Annotated in this window: 16 protein-coding genes; 10 read left to right on the forward strand and 6 right to left on the reverse strand. The window is 66.3% G+C overall.

Translation table 11 applies throughout. The features are described 5' to 3' along the window. Nucleotides 1–59 precede the first annotated feature (59 nt). Nucleotides 60–845: an SDR family oxidoreductase gene (locus tag GKE62_RS12900; protein WP_154692587.1), complete on the reverse strand. Its 786-nt coding sequence runs from the start codon at nt 843–845 to the stop codon at nt 60–62. A gap of 63 nt (nt 846–908) precedes the next feature. Between GKE62_RS12900 and GKE62_RS12905 the strand changes: the two genes are divergently transcribed. Further along, a complete protein-coding gene (locus GKE62_RS12905; protein ID WP_154692588.1) occupies nt 909–1,952 on the forward strand; it encodes an NAD(P)-dependent alcohol dehydrogenase in 1,044 nt (347 codons plus the stop codon). 31 nt (nt 1,953–1,983) lie between these two features. Here the strand turns inward: GKE62_RS12905 and GKE62_RS12910 are convergent, their stop codons facing one another. Together GKE62_RS12910 and GKE62_RS12915 are read right to left on the reverse strand one after the other, a co-directional pair. Then, on the reverse strand, nt 1,984–2,766 hold the full coding sequence (locus GKE62_RS12910) for an SDR family NAD(P)-dependent oxidoreductase (RefSeq protein ID WP_154692589.1): 783 nt from the start codon (nt 2,764–2,766) through the stop codon (nt 1,984–1,986). Beyond that, the gene (locus GKE62_RS12915; protein WP_154692590.1) at nt 2,763–3,557 is read right to left on the reverse strand and encodes an SDR family oxidoreductase; all 795 of its coding nucleotides are present in this window, start codon (nt 3,555–3,557) and stop codon (nt 2,763–2,765) included. Before GKE62_RS12915 ends, GKE62_RS12910 begins: the two co-directional genes overlap by 4 nt. Nucleotides 3,558–3,809: 252 nt before the next feature. Between GKE62_RS12915 and rpsU the strand changes: the two genes are divergently transcribed. The 8 genes from rpsU (at nt 3,810) to GKE62_RS12955 (ending at nt 10,870) form a co-directional block, all read left to right on the forward strand. After that, entirely contained in the window at nt 3,810–4,016 is a 207-nt protein-coding gene (gene rpsU / locus GKE62_RS12920; protein WP_154693719.1) for a 30S ribosomal protein S21, read from the forward strand. A gap of 102 nt (nt 4,017–4,118) precedes the next feature. Continuing rightward, complete coding sequence (locus GKE62_RS12925; RefSeq protein ID WP_154692591.1) at nt 4,119–4,670, forward strand: FKBP-type peptidyl-prolyl cis-trans isomerase; 552 nt, start codon at nt 4,119–4,121, stop codon at nt 4,668–4,670. Between the two features lie 83 nt (nt 4,671–4,753). Continuing rightward, nucleotides 4,754–5,041, forward strand: coding sequence for an Asp-tRNA(Asn)/Glu-tRNA(Gln) amidotransferase subunit GatC (gene gatC / locus GKE62_RS12930; RefSeq protein WP_154692592.1), 288 nt, complete (start codon nt 4,754–4,756; stop codon nt 5,039–5,041). After that, on the forward strand, nt 5,038–6,525 hold the full coding sequence (gatA, locus tag GKE62_RS12935; RefSeq protein WP_154692593.1) for an Asp-tRNA(Asn)/Glu-tRNA(Gln) amidotransferase subunit GatA: 1,488 nt from the start codon (nt 5,038–5,040) through the stop codon (nt 6,523–6,525). The genes gatC and gatA overlap by 4 nt, the downstream gene beginning before the upstream one ends. Then, complete coding sequence (gene gatB / locus GKE62_RS12940) at nt 6,516–8,027, forward strand: Asp-tRNA(Asn)/Glu-tRNA(Gln) amidotransferase subunit GatB (protein WP_154692594.1); 1,512 nt, start codon at nt 6,516–6,518, stop codon at nt 8,025–8,027. Before gatA ends, gatB begins: the two co-directional genes overlap by 10 nt. Nucleotides 8,028–8,100: 73 nt before the next feature. Then, nucleotides 8,101–8,904: a hypothetical protein gene (locus GKE62_RS12945; RefSeq protein WP_195908382.1), complete on the forward strand. Its 804-nt coding sequence runs from the start codon at nt 8,101–8,103 to the stop codon at nt 8,902–8,904. Beyond that, nucleotides 8,901–10,100 (forward strand): M48 family metallopeptidase, encoded by a 1,200-nt coding sequence (locus tag GKE62_RS12950; protein ID WP_154692595.1) that lies wholly within the window; start codon nt 8,901–8,903, stop codon nt 10,098–10,100. The genes GKE62_RS12945 and GKE62_RS12950 overlap by 4 nt, the downstream gene beginning before the upstream one ends. Before the next feature lie 158 nt (nt 10,101–10,258). After that, nucleotides 10,259–10,870, forward strand: coding sequence for a hypothetical protein (locus tag GKE62_RS12955; RefSeq protein WP_154692596.1), 612 nt, complete (start codon nt 10,259–10,261; stop codon nt 10,868–10,870). A 48-nt stretch (nt 10,871–10,918) separates the two neighbouring features. On the opposite strand, the gene GKE62_RS12960 is transcribed toward GKE62_RS12955, so the two are convergent. The 3 genes from GKE62_RS12960 to GKE62_RS12970 all read right to left on the reverse strand — a co-directional run bounded on the left by GKE62_RS12960 (nt 10,919) and on the right by GKE62_RS12970 (nt 16,501). After that, nucleotides 10,919–11,218: a hypothetical protein gene (locus GKE62_RS12960; protein WP_154692597.1), complete on the reverse strand. Its 300-nt coding sequence runs from the start codon at nt 11,216–11,218 to the stop codon at nt 10,919–10,921. 39 nt (nt 11,219–11,257) lie between these two features. Next, nucleotides 11,258–14,146, reverse strand: a complete 2,889-nt coding sequence (locus GKE62_RS12965) for a pitrilysin family protein (RefSeq protein WP_154692598.1) — start codon at nt 14,144–14,146, stop codon at nt 11,258–11,260. A 135-nt stretch (nt 14,147–14,281) separates the two neighbouring features. Then, nucleotides 14,282–16,501 (reverse strand): penicillin acylase family protein, encoded by a 2,220-nt coding sequence (locus tag GKE62_RS12970; RefSeq protein ID WP_154692599.1) that lies wholly within the window; start codon nt 16,499–16,501, stop codon nt 14,282–14,284. Nucleotides 16,502–16,568: 67 nt separating this feature from the next. Between GKE62_RS12970 and GKE62_RS12975 the strand changes: the two genes are divergently transcribed. Then, on the forward strand, nt 16,569–17,129 hold the full coding sequence (locus GKE62_RS12975) for a YqgE/AlgH family protein (protein ID WP_154692600.1): 561 nt from the start codon (nt 16,569–16,571) through the stop codon (nt 17,127–17,129). Nucleotides 17,130–17,144 lie beyond the last annotated feature (15 nt).

A 17,144-nucleotide genomic window follows, 5' to 3' on the forward strand; every position in this document is an offset into this window, starting at 1 on the left:
GACAAGCCGCGCAAGCGGGTATCCCTCGTCTTCGCTCGGGATGAGCGGGATTAGCGCATTTATCTGGGCGCCATTCTTATCGCGCCGTCGAGACGGATCGCCTGTCCATTGAAATAGCCGTTGCGGACGAATTCGAGCACCAGCGACGCGAATTCCTCCGGATGGCCCAGGCGCTTGGGGAACGGTACGCTCGCCGCGAGGCTGTCGAGCACGTTCTGCTTGGCGCCCAACATCAGCGGGGTGGCGAAGATTCCGGGCATGATCGAATTGACCCGTATCCCCAGGTCCATCAGGTCGCGCGCCAAGGGAAGGACCAGGCCGTTGACCCCCGCCTTGGCCGATCCATAGGTGACCTGGCCGATCTGAGCGTCCTGTGCGGCGACCGAAGCGGTCAGGGTGATGCACCCGCGCTCGCCGTCCTCGGTGACTGGCTCGAGACTGGCCATGCCCTCGGCGCTGAGCGAGGCGATGCGGTAGCTGGCGACGAGGATGCCATTGACCCCGTATTGATAATCCTCGGTCGACAGGCGCTTCAGCCGCCCCAGTTCCTTGTCGAACGCCAGCGTCTTGCCGCGGCGGCTGGTCATCGCGCAGTGGACCGTGATCCGCTCCTGCCCGTGCGCCGCGCGCGCCTTGGCGAACCCGGCGACGACCGATTCTTCGCTGGTGATGTCGACGTTGCAGAAGACGCCCCCGATTTCGCGCGCGACCGCCTCGCCCGCCGCGACATTCACGTCGAATACCGCGACTTTTGCACCCGCGGCGGCCAGCGCTATTGCGCTCGCCTTGCCCAAACCCGATGCCGCACCCGTGACGACGGCGGCTGTGGTCGAATCGATCTGCATTGCCTTCTCCCTTTAATCGGGCGATTAAACGGCTGCCTGCCCCGCTGCAAGGAGTACCCGACCATGACCGCCACCGCCGCCTGGGGCGCCACCGCCCCCGAATCGGGTCTCGCCCCGCTGACCATCGACCGCCGCAACTTGCGCGACGAAGACGTGGCGATCGACATCGCGTTCTGCGGGGTGTGCCACTCCGATCTCCATGCCGCGCGCAACGACTGGGGGCGGACGACCTATCCGTTGGTGCCCGGCCATGAGATCGTGGGCACGGTCAGCGCTGTCGGGTCCGGGGTCACCAGGTTCAAGGCGGGCGACCGGGTCGCCATCGGCACGATCGTCGACAGTTGTCGCCACTGCGACGCCTGCGTCGACGACGAGGAACAGTATTGCCGCGAGGGCATGACCGGCACCTACAACGCCAGGGACCGGGTCGACGGGACGACCACGTATGGCGGCTATTCCAAGAGTATCGTTGTCGCCGAACCTTATGTGCTGCGCATCCCCGACGGGCTCGACCTCGCGCGCGCCGCGCCGCTGCTGTGCGCCGGCATCACCACTTATTCGCCGCTCAGGAACTGGGGCGTCGGGCCGGGCAGCAGGGTCGGCGTGATCGGGCTGGGCGGGCTGGGCCACATGGGCGTCAAGTTTGCCAAGGCGCTCGGCGCAGAGGTGACCATGATCACCACCTCACCGGAAAAGGGCGCCGACGCGCAACGGCTGGGCGCGGACAAGGTGCTGGTCTCGAGCGACAAGGCGGCGATGAAAGCGGCAACGCGCAGTTTCGATTTCCTGCTCGACACGATCCCGGTAGCGCACGAGATGACGCCCTATCTCCAGCTCCTCGACCGCAAGGGCACGCTGTGCATCGTCGGCGCGATCGACATGTTGCCCAGCTTCCACACCGGCGTGCTGCTGATGAAGCAGGGCTCGGTCGCCGGATCGGGCGTGGGCGGTATCGCGCAGACTCAGGAAATGCTCGACCTCTGCGCGCAGAAGGGGATTTTGGCCGAGTGTGAGGTGATCCCGATGGACGGGATCAACGCCGCGTTCGAGCGGATGGAAAAGGCGGACGTGAAGTACCGCTTCGTGATCGACATGAGCACGCTTTAGCGTACGACACGCCTGCCAATCCCGTGCCGAGCTAAAGGCTCTGCCCGTCGTCCACGGTCAGCTCCGCGCCCGTGACGTGTGCGGCCAGGTCCGAGCAGAAGAACAACAGCGGTGCGTCCATCGCCGTCATCGGGGTGAGCGCCCGGCGGGGAAAACTCTTCAGCAACCACTCTCCGCCCTTGCTGCCCTCCGCGAACAGGTCGCCGGTCATCTCTGTCTCGATGTAGCCGGGCAGGATCGCGTTGACGCAGATACCCTTGCGCGCCCATTCGCGTGCCAGCAGTCGGCTCATGTGAAGCACCCCGGCCTTGCTCGCGGCATAGGCGGTCATCGCCGCGTAGGGCTTCTTGGCGGTGATCGAGCTGACCACCACCACCCGGCCCCGGCTCGCCCGATCCGCCGCGATCAGCCGCCGCGCGCCCTCGCGCACGGTCTTGAACACCCCGGTGAGGTTGATCGCGACGATCTGCTCGAACGAATCGGTCGGGAGCTCGAGCGCCAGGCGGTCGTCGGAAATCCCGGCATTGGCGACGATCGTATCGATCGGGCCGAATTCGGCTTCGCCTGCAGCATAAGCGGCGGCGGTGGCGGCTTCGTCGCACACGTCCAGCGGCACCGCCAATGCAGCGCCACCCGTCGCCCGGATTTCCGCCGCGACGGTCTCGAGCCGATCGGTCCGGCGCGCCGCCAGGACCACTTTGGCCCCCGCCGCCGCGAGCAACCGCGACCAATGCTCGCCGAAGCCGGAGGATGCGCCGGTGACCAACGCCACCCGTCCGGACAGGTCGAACCGCGGAACCGATACTTCGCTCATTTGCCCACCCCGAACGATCTCACCATCGTCTTGCGCAGCCGCCCCGGCATCCACCGCGCGGCGAAAGCAAGCCGCCGCGCGGTCTTGCCCACCAGGTGGTGGAGCTTGGGCGAACGGATCGCCTCCCAGGCGGTTTCCGCCACGACTTCGACGGGGGTGAACTCGAGCCCCGCCTCGACTACGGTGTCGCGCTTCGACTGGTTGCTGCCCGCGTGGGCGGGGGTGTGGAGCAGGGGCGTGTCGATGAACCCCGGCATCAGGCTGCGCACCGCGATCCCGTCGCCCGCCCATTCGACGTCGAGCGCCTCGGTCAGCGCGCGAACCGCGAACTTGGTCGCCGAATAGACCGCCAACCCCGCCCCGCCATAAAGCGCCGCGGCGCTGGCGGTGTTGAGCAGGACCGAGCTGCGCGTGTCGCGCAGATAGGGGAAAGCCGCTTGCGCGCCATAGGCGACGCCGCGGAAATTGACGTCGATGAGCTGGTCGATCTCGGCCTGGCTGTTGCCCTCGAACGGCCCGCCATGGGCGACCCCGGCGTTGTTGAACAGCACGTCCAGCCGTCCGCCGCTGGCCTGGACGAAGGCGGCGAGTGCCTGATCCCATGCGGCGCGATTCTGCACGTCGAGTTTGGTCGTCCAACTTGCGCCTTGTGGCAGCAGCGCGGCGGTTTCGGCCAGACCCGACTCGTCGATGTCGGCCAGCCCGATGAACCAGCCCTCGCGCGCGAACCGCTGCGCCACCGCGCGCCCGATCCCGCTGCCCCCGCCGGTGATGAATATTGCTTCGCGCATGATCGAGCCTCCCCGCTGGGCGAGCCTCTAACGCGGGAATCACGGCGCGGCCACTATCCTCTCCCGCAGTAGGAGAGGGGGTGCGGACGCCCGCGGCCGCTTGCCATCGCCGCCGCCTTCTGTTAGCGGCCCGCTCGCTTTCGGGCGGTCCACGTGGATTCGCCCTCATTTTGTTTTGCCTTGATCGGGCCTCTGACGCGCAAACGCCGTGTCCATGCCCGCAGACGAGAAGAAAGAGGTACAGGCGGTCTTATGCAAATCATGGTTCGCGAAAACAATGTCGACCAGGCCCTGCGCGCGCTGAAGAAGAAGCTGCAGCGCGAGGGGGTGTATCGCGAAATGAAGCTGCGCCGCCACTACGAGAAGCCGAGCGAAAAGCGTGCTCGCGAAAAGGCCGCCGCGGTTCGCCGCGCGCGCAAGCTCGAGCGCAAGCGGGTCGAGCGCGACGGCGGGAAATAAGCTTCCCGCTTGAAGCCGCCGCATGAAGCGGCCATGACAAGGCGTCGGGCAACCGGCGCCTTTGTCGTTTGCGCCGTGTCTCGGTGAGTTGGGGGGACAGTCATGACCGAAATCCACCGCGTACCGCTTTTGCCGATCGCGAAGGGTTCATTGACCAAGATTTGGCTGGGCGTACTGGTGGCGTTGCTGGTGGCCGCCGGACTGGTCTGGGTAACGCGTTCGCACGACGTGCGGGTGGAAACCCTCGTCCCGGGCAATGGCCCTTCGCCGAAGATCGAGGACGTGGTCCAGATCAACTACGTCGCCAAGCTGACCGACGGCACCGAGTTCGACAGGGGCCAGTTGGTGCCGATGAAGCTGGACGAGGTCATTCCAGGCTTCGGCCAGGGCATCACCCGGATGCAAAAGGGTGGCAAGTACCGCCTGACGATCCCGGCCGAAAAAGCCTACGGCCCCGAGGAAAAGCGCAACCCGCAAACCGGCAAGGTCGTGATTCCGGCCAATAGCGACCTGGTTTTCGACGTCGATCTCCTCGATTTCAAGACTCGCGAGGAGATCATGCGCCAGCAGCAGATGATGCAGCAGTTGCAACAGATGCAGGGCGGCGCGGGTGGACCGCCTCCGGGAGCCGGAGCGCCGCCGCCACCGCAATAGCCTCGCTTCGCTTGAAGCCCGCATGACGCGCTGCTAGCGCGCGGGCTTCGTTTTTGCCCCATCAACCGGTCGGGAAAGCTTGCATGTCCGTCGACAAGGCCACCGTGGCGAAGATCGCCTCGCTGGCGCGCATCCGCATGAGCGACGAAGAAGTCGCGGCGATGGTGCCCGAATTGAACAATATCCTCGGCTGGGTCGAGCAACTCGGCGAGGTCGACGTGACCGGGGTGGAGCCGATGACCGCGGTGATCCCCAACACCTTGCGCCTGCGCGACGACGTGGTCACCGACGGCCGTGTCCGCGCCAAGGTTCTCGCCAACGCCCCCGCGCCCGAACACGGCTTCTTCGGCGTTCCCAAGGTGATCGAATGACCGACCTGACGAGCCTTGGCGTCGCCGCGATCCGCGATGGAGTCGCTGCGGGCGAATTCAGCGCGCGCGAAGTAGCGGAGGGCTTCAACGCCAATGTCGCCGACGCGCAGGCTGCGCTCAACGCGTTCATCGTCGCGACCCCGGACAAGGCGCTCGCCGCGGCCGATGCGGTCGATACCGCGCGCGCCGCGGGCAAGCCGCTGGGCAAGCTGGCGGGCGTGCCGATAGGGATGAAGGATCTGTTCGCCACCCAGGGCGTCCAGACCACGGCGGCCAGCCACATCCTCGAAGGCTTCGTCCCCGAATACGAATCGAGCGTATCGCAGAAACTGTGGGACGCCGGCGCGGGAATGCTGGGCAAGCTCAACATGGACCAGTTCGCGATGGGCTCGTCGAACGAGACCTCGTACTTCGGGAACGTCCGCAGCCCGTGGAGGCGCAACGATGGCGGCAACACGGCCTTGGCTCCCGGCGGTTCCTCCGGTGGTAGCGCGGCGGCGGTCGCCGCGCGGTTGTGTCCCGCGGCGACAGGCACCGACACCGGCGGTTCGATCCGTCAGCCCGCCGCGTTCGTGGGGATCAGTGGGATCAAGCCCACCTACGGGCGCTGCTCGCGCTGGGGCATCGTCGCCTTCGCCTCCAGCCTCGACCAGGCCGGGCCCATGGCGCGCGACGTGCGCGACTGCGCGATCATGCTCGAGGCGATGGCCGGGTTCGACCCCAAGGATGCGACCAGCCTGAACCTGCCGGTGCCCGCGTGGGAAGCCGGATTGAACCCCGATCTGCGCGGCAAGCGCGTCGGCATCCCGCGCGAATACCGGATGGACGGGATGGACGCCGATGTCGCCAAAAGCTGGGACGACGGGATCGCCTGGCTGCGCGAAGCAGGCGCACAGATCGTCGAGATCAGCCTGCCGCATACCAAATATGCGCTGCCCGCCTACTACATCGTCGCCCCCGCTGAAGCCTCGTCCAACCTCGCGCGGTACGACGGGGTGCGTTACGGCCTGCGCGAGCTCGCCGAAGGCGGCGGCTTGCAGGACATGTACGCCGCGACACGCGCCGCCGGCTTCGGAGCCGAGGTCAAGCGCCGCATCCTGATCGGCACTTACGTGCTCTCCGCCGGGTTCTACGACGCCTATTACACCCAGGCGCAGAAGGTCCGGACTTTGATCGCGCGCGACTTCGAGCACGCCTGGACGGAGTGCGATGTGATCCTTGCCCCGACCGCTCCCAGCGCCGCGTTCGCCCTAGGCGACAAGAGCGAGGACCCTCTGGCGATGTATCTGAACGATGTGTTCGCGGTGCCTGCCAGCCTTGCGGGACTGCCCGCGATGAGCGTACCCGCGGGCCTCAACCGCGAAGGCCTTCCGCTCGGCCTCCAGATCGTCGGCAAGGCGTTCGACGAGCAGGGCGTCCTCAACGCCGGGCTGGCGATCGAGGCAAGAGCCGGGTTCAACGCCAAACCGGAGAAGTGGTGGTGAGCGACTATCGCATCGAAGGCGCGACCGGCGCGTGGGAGGTCGTGGTCGGCCTCGAAGTCCACGCCCAGGTCACCAGCCATTCCAAGCTGTTCTCGGGCGCCTCGACGACGTTCGGGGCCGAGCCCAACAGCCAGGTCAGCCTGGTCGATGCCGCCATGCCCGGGATGCTGCCGGTGCCCAACCGCGAATGCATCCGCCAGGCGGTGCGCACCGGGATGGCGATCGAGGCGAAGATCAACAAGTGGAGCCGGTTCGACCGCAAGAACTATTTCTACGCCGATCTGCCGCAGGGCTACCAGATCAGCCAGCTTTACCACCCGCTTGTCGGCGAAGGCGCGATCGAGGTCAGCCCCGACGACAAGAACCCCGACAAGACCAAGACCATCGGCATCGAGCGGATCCACGTCGAACAGGACGCGGGCAAGCTGATGCACGATCAGCACCCGACGATGAGCTACGTCGACCTCAATCGTTCGGGCGTCGCGCTGATGGAGATCGTCAGCCGCCCGGACATGACCTCGCCCGCGGAGGCCGGGGCCTACTTGCGCAAGCTGCGCTCGATCCTGCGCTATGTCGGGTCGTGCGACGGCAACATGGAAGAAGGCTCGATGCGCGCCGACGTCAACGTCAGCGTGAGGAAGCCGGGGGGCGAACTGGGGACGCGGACCGAGACCAAGAACGTCAACTCGGTGCGCTTCGTGATGGCTGTGGTCGAGCAGGAGGCGAAGCGCCAGGTCGGAGTGATCGAGGACGGCGGCAGGATCGTCCAGGAAACCCGGCTCTACGATCCCGACCGCAACGAGACCCGCTCGATGCGCAGCAAGGAAGACGCGCACGATTACCGCTATTTCCCCGATCCCGACTTGCTCCCGCTCGAACTCGATGATGCGTTTCTCGAAGAGTGCCGCGCCTCGCTGCCCGAGCTGCCCGACGCCAAGCGCCACCGCTACGAGACGGCGCTGGGCCTCTCGCCTTATCTCGCAGGCGTGCTCACCGCCGAGGCCGAGACCGCGCGCTGGTTCGAGGCACTGCTCGCCGAGAGCAGCGGACGCCAGGATCGCGACGAGCCCGATATCGCCAAGCAGGCGGCCAATTGGCTGACCGGCGAGTTGTTCGGCGCGCTCAACCGTACCGGCGCCACGTTGGCGACCTCTCCGGTCTCCCCGGTGCAGGCGGCCGAGCTGCTCGCGCTGGTCGCCGACGGAACGATTTCGGGCTCAATCGCCAAGCAAGTGTTCGAGAAAATGCTCGAAACCGGCGAAGGAGCGGCAGCAATAGTGCAACTGGGGGGGCTCAAGCAGACCAGCGATGCCGGCGCGATCAACGCCGCGGTCGATGCGGTGCTGGCCGCCAACGCCGACAAGGTCGAACAGTACCGCGGCGGCAAGGAGGCGCTGTTCGGCTTCTTCGTCGGCCAGACGATGAAGGCGATGCAGGGCAAGGGCAATCCGCGGCTGGTGAACGAGGTGCTGCGGGAGAAGCTCGGACCGGCGACGGCGTAAGTCCCGCATTTCATTGGCGCTTCCGCGGTGGCATGATCCGCGCGAATCGCCGTGGAGCCGGGCCGGAATGCCGATGAAGAGGATGTTTGCCGGATTGGCCGCCGCGGCGCTCGCCGTGGCGATCGCCCAACCCGCTGCCGCCCAGTTCGGCGGGCCCGAGGCGACCGCGGTCAAGCCAGGGTTCCTGTTACCCCCGGGAGAAGCGCGGATTCTGGTGTTTCGGCCCGATATTGCGGTCGGTGAGCAGACCACCGGCGGGATGAACGAGCCCAACGCCGATTGGACCCGCACCGCGCGGGCCAACTTGCTCGCCGCGCTGGCCAGGGCGCCCGTGATGCAGGGCAACCGGGTGACGCTCGCGCCCGATCTTCAGGGCGCGGATAGCGCGGCGCTCAACGACTATACCGCGCTGTTCAAGACCGTCGCGCAGGCGGCGTTCAGCCATAAGATGTTCCCCGGCAACCGCCTTCCGACCAAGAAGAGCGATTTCGACTGGACCCTGGGCGAGGGCGCGGCGGCCTTGAAGCCGCTCGGCGGGGACTATGGCCTGTTCTTCCTAACTTACGATTCCTACGGCTCGGCGGGCCGCAAGGTGGCCCAGATCCTGGGGGCGGTGATGGGGCTGGGTTTGATGAGTTCGGGAGTCCATATCGGCTATGCGGGGCTGGTCGACCTGAAGACCGGCGACCTCGTTTGGCTCAACGCCGATACCTCGATGGGCGGCGATCCGCGCGATGCGGTGGGAGCGGACAAGCGCATGGCCCAGCTGCTCGAGGATTTTCCCAAGAAGGCCGGCACGGGGCCGACCGGAACGGTCAAGGTCGATGTCCCACCAGAGAAGAAGCCGGAGCAAACCAAGGGTGAGCCGCAGCCGTGAGAGCGCTTGCCGCGCTTCTGGCGGGAATCGTGCTGACGGGCGCCGCGCCCGTGAAGCCGCCTGCCAAGCCCGCGCTACCGCTGCCCAGCACCGCCGGATACCGCCCGCAGGACAAGCTCGAGGAAGGGCTGTGGTTCGAAATGGACGAGCAGGAACGGCTGCTCAAGCAGTCGAAATTCCTCGTCACCGACCCCGCGCTCAACCAGTATGTGCGCGGCGTGCTGTGCCGGACGGTGGGCGAACAGCGTTGCGCGGCGACGCGGCTGTACATTGTCCGTACGCCGTATTTCAATGCAAGCATGGCCCCCAACGGCGTCACGATCGTCTATACCGGACTGTTCCTGCGGATGCGGGACGAGGCGCAACTCGCGGCGGTGCTGGGCCACGAATACACCCATTTCGAGCAGCGCCACACGCTGCGCCTGTTCAAGGACATCCGTGCCAAGACCGACGCGCTGAGTTGGCTGAGCTTCATCCCGATTCCTTACGTAGGAATGCTCGGGCAGATCGCGCTGATCGGGGGGATCTATTCGTTCAGCCGCGACATGGAGCGCGAGGCCGACGCTGGCTCGCTGGCCGAGCTGGCGCGGGCGGGTTACGATCCGCGCGAGGCCTCGGCGATCTGGGAGCAACTCGGTGCGGAGAACGACGCAACCGCAAAGGTGCGCGGCCACAAGAGCCAGAAGGACAAGAACGGCGGGATGTTCGCCACCCATCCCAAAAGTACTGAGCGAATGGCGACGCTGCGCGACAAGGCCGCAGCCATGGCGCTGGCCGAGCCGGGAGCCAAGCGGACCGCCGAGTATCGCACGGCGCTCAAGCAGTGGTGGCCCAAACTGATCGACGACCAGATCAAACTGCAGGATTTCGGCGGGACCGAATACTTGTTGGGCACGCTGGCGGCGGGCGATCCCGCAGGATGGACCCCGGACTTGCTCTACGCGAAAGGAGAGCTTTACCGCAGTCGCGGTGCGCCGGGGGATTTCGAGCAGGCCGTGGCGGCGTATGAGGCGGCGGTCGAGGCCGGAAGGAGAATTGGGGGCGGGGCATTTCCCGAAACCTGGCGTGGACTTGGCCTGGCGCGATTGCGGCTGGGGCAGGCCGAAGCAGGGCGCGCGGCGATCCGCGAGTATCTGGCCAGGCGGCCCAACGCCGAGGACGCGCTGATCTTGGCCTCGATGGTGCAGGGGGTATGAGAGCCGGTTTCGCAACAAATATCCCCGTCGCCCCGGCGAAGGTCGGGGCCCAGCCGGACTCGCCACCTCACGCAATGGTCGCATGGGAGGATAGGCTGGTTGGGCCCCGGGCTTCGCCGGGGCGACGGCTTGGGGTTTTGGGGCGGTGGAGGATTTGTTTGGCCATTATCGCTCTGGCACCGCTCGCCGCCCCGCCGCCCGCCGCCGCCCAGTTCGTTCTCTCGACCCCGTGGAAGCTCGTCCGCGACGGCGAGGTGCGCAAGGTCGGGACGGACGAGATGGTGGTTACCGCGGTCGGCGACTGGAACCGATCGACCAACAGCGACCTGAAGCGCAACGAGAGCTGGACCCAGAACGGCACCGGGCTAGACGATTTGTCGTTTTACGGTGGGATCGCGAAGGGCAAGGCGCTGTTTCGCCAGCGCGACAAGAAGAAGGATCCACTGCCCAAGTTCGATCCGGCGATGCTGCCCACCGACATTGCCGAATGGTTCGAGAACTCGGCGCGGATCGCGCTTGCCAGCGCGGTATTCGAAGTCGGCGCGGTCCGCCCGGCGACGCTGGCAGGCGCGGCGGGCATCGAGATGGACTATGCCTATGCCACGGAGGGCGACAATCTCGAACGCCAGGGGGTTGCGCGTGCCGCTGTGGTCGGCGGCAAGCTCTACGTGATCAGCTTCGACGCGCCCAAGATCCATTACTTCAAGGCGGGCCTGCCGACCGCGCTCGCGATCATGGATACGGCGAGGGTCGCGGAGAAGCGGCGATAGTTCGTGCTTCAAATTCTCCCCGAGACAAGCTCGGGGAGAATTCGAGAATTACGCCGCCCGCGTACCGCTCATCGGCATCTTGCCGAATGCGCCAGCGTCGACGGTACCGGTGATCGTGTCGCCTTCGACGGTGGCCTCGCCGGTGAGCTTCATCGGCATCGGAACGGTCATGTTCATCGTCCAGGTCAGGGTGTTGCCATCGACCTTGCCGTCGACCACGTCCATGCTGCCCATCGCCCCAGCCTGCTGCCCAGTGAAAGTGTCGCCGTCGACGTTGACGGTGAACTTGGACTTCTGGTCACCCATCGGGGTCTTGGTCACGCAGTCATAGGTTCCGGCAACGCTCATCGCTTCTCTCCCGATGGGGGTGATTGTGGTGGAAGTGTTTCAGTCGCTGTCGACACTCGTGTCAACGGGGGGCGTGTCAACCTGCATGTATTCGATCGGCAGGCCCAGGCCCTTGAGTTGCGGGTCGATCACCTTGCGATCGCCCACCACCACGAACACCAGATCATTCGCGCCGAGATAGGCCCTGGCGGCCGCGTCGAGCGCCTTGGCGTCAAACGTGCGGTACAGCGTAGGCAGCTTGGCAACATAGTCGTCAGGCCGCCCCAGGCGGTCGTTGAGCACGATCGCCGAAAGGATTTGCGCCATCGTCTCATAGCGGTTCGGCAGTCCGCGGATGTTTCCGTCGGTGACCCGCTGAAGCTCTTCGGCGTTGACAGGGGTCTTGCCGGTGGCAAGCGCCTTCATGTCGGCGATCAGAAGCTTGAGTGAATCGCCGGTCTTGTCGCTCTGCACCGGTGCGGTGATGACGAAGCTGCGCTTGCCCAAGTTGCGCGCGACCCGGCTCGAGACGCCATAGCTCCAGCCCTTGTCCTCACGAAGATCCATATTGAGGCGGCTCAGGAAGCCGTTGCCCAGCACTTCGTTGGCCAGGTCGATGTCCTCACCCTGCTGCCCTCCGGTCACCGGCAGCACGCGCCCGCCCATGATCACCGATTGCGGCGAATTGGGGCGGTCGATCACCACGATCCGGCTTTTCGGTGCGGGGATGGCGACGGTCAGGTCCTTGTTCGGCCGCGGTCCGGCGGGCGCCTGCCAGCCGCCGAACGCCGTCTCCAGCTTTGGCAGCAATTCGGCCATCGTCGTGTCGCCGACCACGGTGATCCGCGCGAGGTCGGGACGCAGCCAGGCGTCGTGGACTTTTCGCAACGTCTCCGGTGTCAGCGCGGCGACCGCCTTGGGATCGCCGAGCCCGCTGGCCGGAACGCCGTAAGGGTGGTTGGGGCCGTAGATCAGCGGCTGAATCGCCCGATTTGCCAATCCGACCGGCGAAGCTTGTTCCTGCGCGATCTCGGACAATCGCTGATCCTTGAGCCGCGCGACCTGATCGGGCGCGAACGCGGGATTGCGGACGACGTCGGCCATCAGAGCCAGCGAGGGGGCCAAATTTGCTGACAGCGCATTCAGGATCACTGAACTCGAATCGATGTTCGCCCCGCTCGAAAGCTGCGCGCCCAACCGCTCCTGCTCCTCGGCGATGGCGATGCTGTCGCGGGTGGTCGTGCCCTCGTCCAGCAGCGTCAGCATCAGCGACTGGGTGCCGAGCGCGTCGCGTGGGTCGGCGGCGTAGCCCGCGTCGAAGTTGAGGCTGACCAGCACCTTGGGTACCGTGGTGCGCCGCGCGAAGGCGACCGGGATGCCGTTCGACAGCGTCGCGCGCTCGACCGCGGGGAAGGTCAGGTCGCCCACCGGAGCGATGCCGGGGAGTGTGCGCTTCGATCCGGTGACGAGTTTGGCGGCCGGCTTCTTGGCGTCGGGCTTGGGCGTCGGCGTCGTGGCCTCGTCGCCCCAGCCGCCCAGCTTTCCGCCATCCAGGGTGCGCGCGCCGGGAACCACCGCGAGCTTGTAAGCGGGGCGGGTCAGCCATTTCTGCAGGGCGGCGCGAACCTCATCGGGGGTGATCGCGGCGACGGCTGCCAAGTCGGTCTTGTAGTGCGCCGGATCCCCCGAATAAAGCAGCCCCTCGGCCAGCGTCTCCGCTTTGCCTAGCACGCCTTCGAGCTGGCCCAGCGACTGCGATACATACTGCGTCGCGGCCCGCTGCAGCTCGTCGGCGGTCGGCCCCTCGCGGATCAGCTTGGCGATGACTTCGTCATAGCGCCGCTCGGCCTTGGCGCGATCTACTCCGGGCTTCACGTCCATATAGGCCTGGACGAACGTTACCTGCTCGAAATCCTGCGCTTGGGCGGTGACCGCGACGGCCAGTTGCTCGTCACGGACCAACGCGTTGTCGAGCCGCGAGCTGGATAGGCCGCCGAGGACGCTCATGCCCAGCTTGAGTGCCTGCGTCTCACGGTCGTTGAGCCCTGGCGCGCTCCAGGCGCGGTAGAGACGGGTGACCGGCACCTGATCCTTCAGTTCCTCGCTGACCGCCGCAGCCAGGGTCACCGGCGCGGCGGCGGGATTGGTCACCTTGGGACCCGGTTTGATGTCGCCGAACCACTTCTCGACCAGCGGCCGCGCAGTGGCGGCGTCGATGTCGCCCGTCAGCGCAAGGATCGCGTTGTTGGGACCGTAGTGGTCGGTGAACCACTTGCGCACGTCGCCGATCGAGGCGGCGTTTAGATCGCTCATCGAGCCTATCGTCTGGTGGCGATAGGGATGGCCGACCGGGAACAGACCGTCGCCGATCAGGTAGTCGTCGAGGCCATAGGGCTGGTTGTCGCCTTGGCGCTTCTCGTTCTGGACGACGCCGCGCTGCTTATCGAGCTTGTCCTGGGTCACCGCGCCCAGCAGGTGCCCCATCCGGTCGCTTTCCATCATCAACGCGCGGTCGAGCGCGCCGGTGGGCACGGTCTCGATGTAGTTGGTGCGGTCGTACCAGGTGCTGCCGTTGGTCGGGGTGGAACCGGCGCCTTCGAGCGGAATGTCGAAATTGGGGACGTTTTCGCTGCCGCCGAAGAACAAGTGCTCGAACAAGTGGGCGAACCCAGTTCGGCCCTTGGGCTCGTGCTTGGAGCCGACCCGGTAGTATGTCGTCACCCCGACGATCGGCGCTTTGCGATCGGTGTGGACCAGCACGGTCAGGCCGTTGGCCAGCGAGAAGCTCTCGTAGGGGATATCGACCGCGGCGACTAGTTGGCTGAGCGGCGCGGGCTGGACTGTTGCGGCCGGCTCGGGCGGGGGCGCCGAAGCCTGCGGTTTTTCGACATTGGCGGCGCAGGCGGAAAGCGATACGGCGAGGACGGAGGTGGTGAACTTACGGTGCATGGCGAACCCTACAAAAGTCCCGCTCATGTCGAGCGAAGTCGAGACCATCTCGCGCTACGGTGAGGCCGGGCGCGCGATCCCTCGACGTTGCTCGGGATGAGCGGTGGGGAGATATGCGCTCGGACTAGCAAAGCCCTAGCGATTGCTCACCACATATCGACGAACGGCGTGCGCGGTCACATCGGCGGCGAAGAAGTGGACTGGCTTGAGCCGGTGCGCGGCGAACAGCGGGGCCTGGTCGGTGAAGTGTGGGCTGTCCGGCCGGGTGGTCGCGGCGCCGAACGGCTGGACCGAGCGCGAAGTCACCTTCCCGTCCTGGGGCCATTCGATAAACATCACGAAACTGTCGCCGTGCTTGATCAGCAGGCGTCCGTCTTTCGGATCGACGTTCCAACTGGTTGCGGCGCGCAGGGTATCGCCGCCGCCGTCGAGCGGCAGGTCGATCCTGTACTTGCCCGGCCCCTGGCGCAGCCGCTCGACCCGGCCCAGCGGCGGATCGAGGCGCCCGAAGTATTTCATCAGGTGGCTCGAGGCCCATTCGAGTTGCGCGCGCGGATCGGGTGGGACGGTGTGCTGGTAGCTGGTCTTCATCGCGTCCTTGAGAACCATTACAGCCAGCGCATCGCCTGGGTTGCGGCCGTCGGCGCGTAGGTCCCAACCGCCGATCAGCGCCTGGGCCTTGCTCAGAACGGGATCATTGCGGACATCGAGCCTGGCGATCCCGTCGAGCATCCACGCGACTTCGGCGGTGCGCTCGTAGCCGGTGTCGTACTTGATCGCGTGCAGGTCGCGCCGCCCGATCGGGTTGGTCGCATCCATCAACCGGCCCGCGCGGCGCGAGCGGTTGGTCTCGTCGAGTTCGACCCCGAGCAGCGGCGATGTCTGCGCTGGATCGAGATCGTGGCCCTTGCCGGCGGCCCGAAATGGGGTGTTGTTGGCGTTGTAGAGGAAACCTGAAGCCGGGTTGAGGTAGTGCGGAACCTGCTCCGATCGCACCGTTTCGTGCCAGATGAGGTCGGATCGATCGCCAGGCAAGGTGCGTCGCCAGTCGAACCCTGGTCGCCTCACCGGAAACGCCGCGTTGTAGAGATAGGCGATGTTGCCCGCGCGGTCGGCGTAGATGAAATTGGTCGAGGGCAGCGGGTGCTTGGCCATCAGCGCCTGCCATTCGGCGAAGTTGCGGGCCTTGTTGAGGTGATAGTAGTCGGCGATGTTGGCAATGCTGTCGATCGCGGCATAACGGATCGCAAAGGCGCCCTCGCGGTTGACGATCACCGGGCCATGGATCGAGCGCCAGACCGTCTTGGGCACCGGCAGCACCAGCGGCCCGAACCGCACGGGCAGCCACACCCGCAGTTTTTCCAACGGCTGCCACTTGCCGTCGAGGCGGTAGTGCGAGCCATCGCCGTCGAGCACGAGCTTGTAGGTGTCGATCAGGTCCGGCCGATTGACGGTGTTGGTCCAACCCAAGGCTTCGTTGTGGCCCAGCGCGAGGAACGGCATTCCCGGAAACAGCGCCCCGGCCATGTGCCAACCGTTGTCGCTCTCGACCACGATTTCGTACCACGCGACCCCGCCGCGGTAAGGCTGGTGGGCGTTGGAGACGAGCCGCGTAACTCCGTCGCCCGAGCGCGATGGCGCAACCGCGAAAGCATTGGAACCAGCCAGCGCGGCATCCTCGCCGATCGGCAGCGGACCTGGCCGAGCGATTGGATCGACGGCTGCGGGGATCAGGCTGCCGCCGCCATGCTCGTAGTCGGGCAGCGGCTTGCCATCGAGCGCGGGGCCGTTGTCGGCGCCCAGCGGGGTATCACCGACGAGCGCGCCGATGACGTTATCCAGTCCGAAGAAGAACGGCTGGCGCAGTGCGAAGCCGGTGGCGATGTCGCGCCCGTTCAGCGGAAACAGCCGTGCCAGTTTGATCTCCGCCGGGTGCTTGGCGGCGTAAGTGTTCAGCCCGGCAGCGTAGGCGTCGAGAAGCGCGCGGGTGTCGGCCGGCAGCGCCGCGTAGCGGCGCCGCACGGTCCCCCGCGCGTCGAGCAGATGGAACGCGAAATCGACCTTGGCCCCGTTCACCCCGGCGATCGCGCCGTAGCGCCCTCGGGTCATCGCCGCCACGTCCTGCAAGGTCGCGAAATCGTCCTCGGCATGGGCGAAGGCGATTCCGAAGGCGACATCGGGATCGCTCTTGCCGTGGACGTGTGGCACGCCGAACTCGTCGCGGGTGATCTGGACCGAATAGCTTCGCGGCGCGGGCGCGGCGGGGGCGGGGGCGAAGAACGGCTCCCAGGTCATCAGTCCGACGAGGATGACGAGCAGGAAGGAGGCTAGCCCCCAAGCTATCCGTGCCCTCATGCGCAATTCGATACCCCCATTTCGCAACGGTTCTCTTTTGCCCGTCTCATGCTTAGTGTCTATCGTGATGAGCGAAGTGCAAACCCTCACCGGCCGCTTGCTGCTCGCCATGCCGGGAATGAGCGATCCGCGGTTCGATCACGCGGTGATCGCCATGTGCGTCCACGATGAGGCGGGTGCGCTGGGGATCGGCATCGGCAAGCTCCATCCGGGGCTGCGCTTTCGCCAACTGCTCGAGAACATCGGAATCGACCCGGGCGAGGCTCCCGACGCGCCGGTCCACAACGGCGGTCCGGTGGAAATGCAGCGCGGGTTCATCCTCCACTCGCCCGAATGGTGCTGCCAGGACACGATCCTGGTCGAGCAACAGTACGCACTTTCCGCCAGTCTCGAGGCCCTGCGCGCGATCGCCCGTGGCGAAGGGCCTACACGGTGGATTTTCGCGCTGGGCTATGCCGGATGGGGACCGGGCCAACTCGACGGCGAAATGCAGCGCCACGGCTGGTTCGCCGCGCAGGGCCACGACAGGATCATCTTCGATACCCCTGCCGCGGTGCGCTGGACCGCCGCGTGGAAGGCGGAAGGGATCGATCCGGCGTTGCTGGCGAACACGACCGGGCGCGCTTGAGCCGACCGTTCTCGA

Source organism: Novosphingobium sp. Gsoil 351 (assembly GCF_009707465.1).
Taxonomy (GTDB): Bacteria; Pseudomonadota; Alphaproteobacteria; order Sphingomonadales; family Sphingomonadaceae; genus Novosphingobium.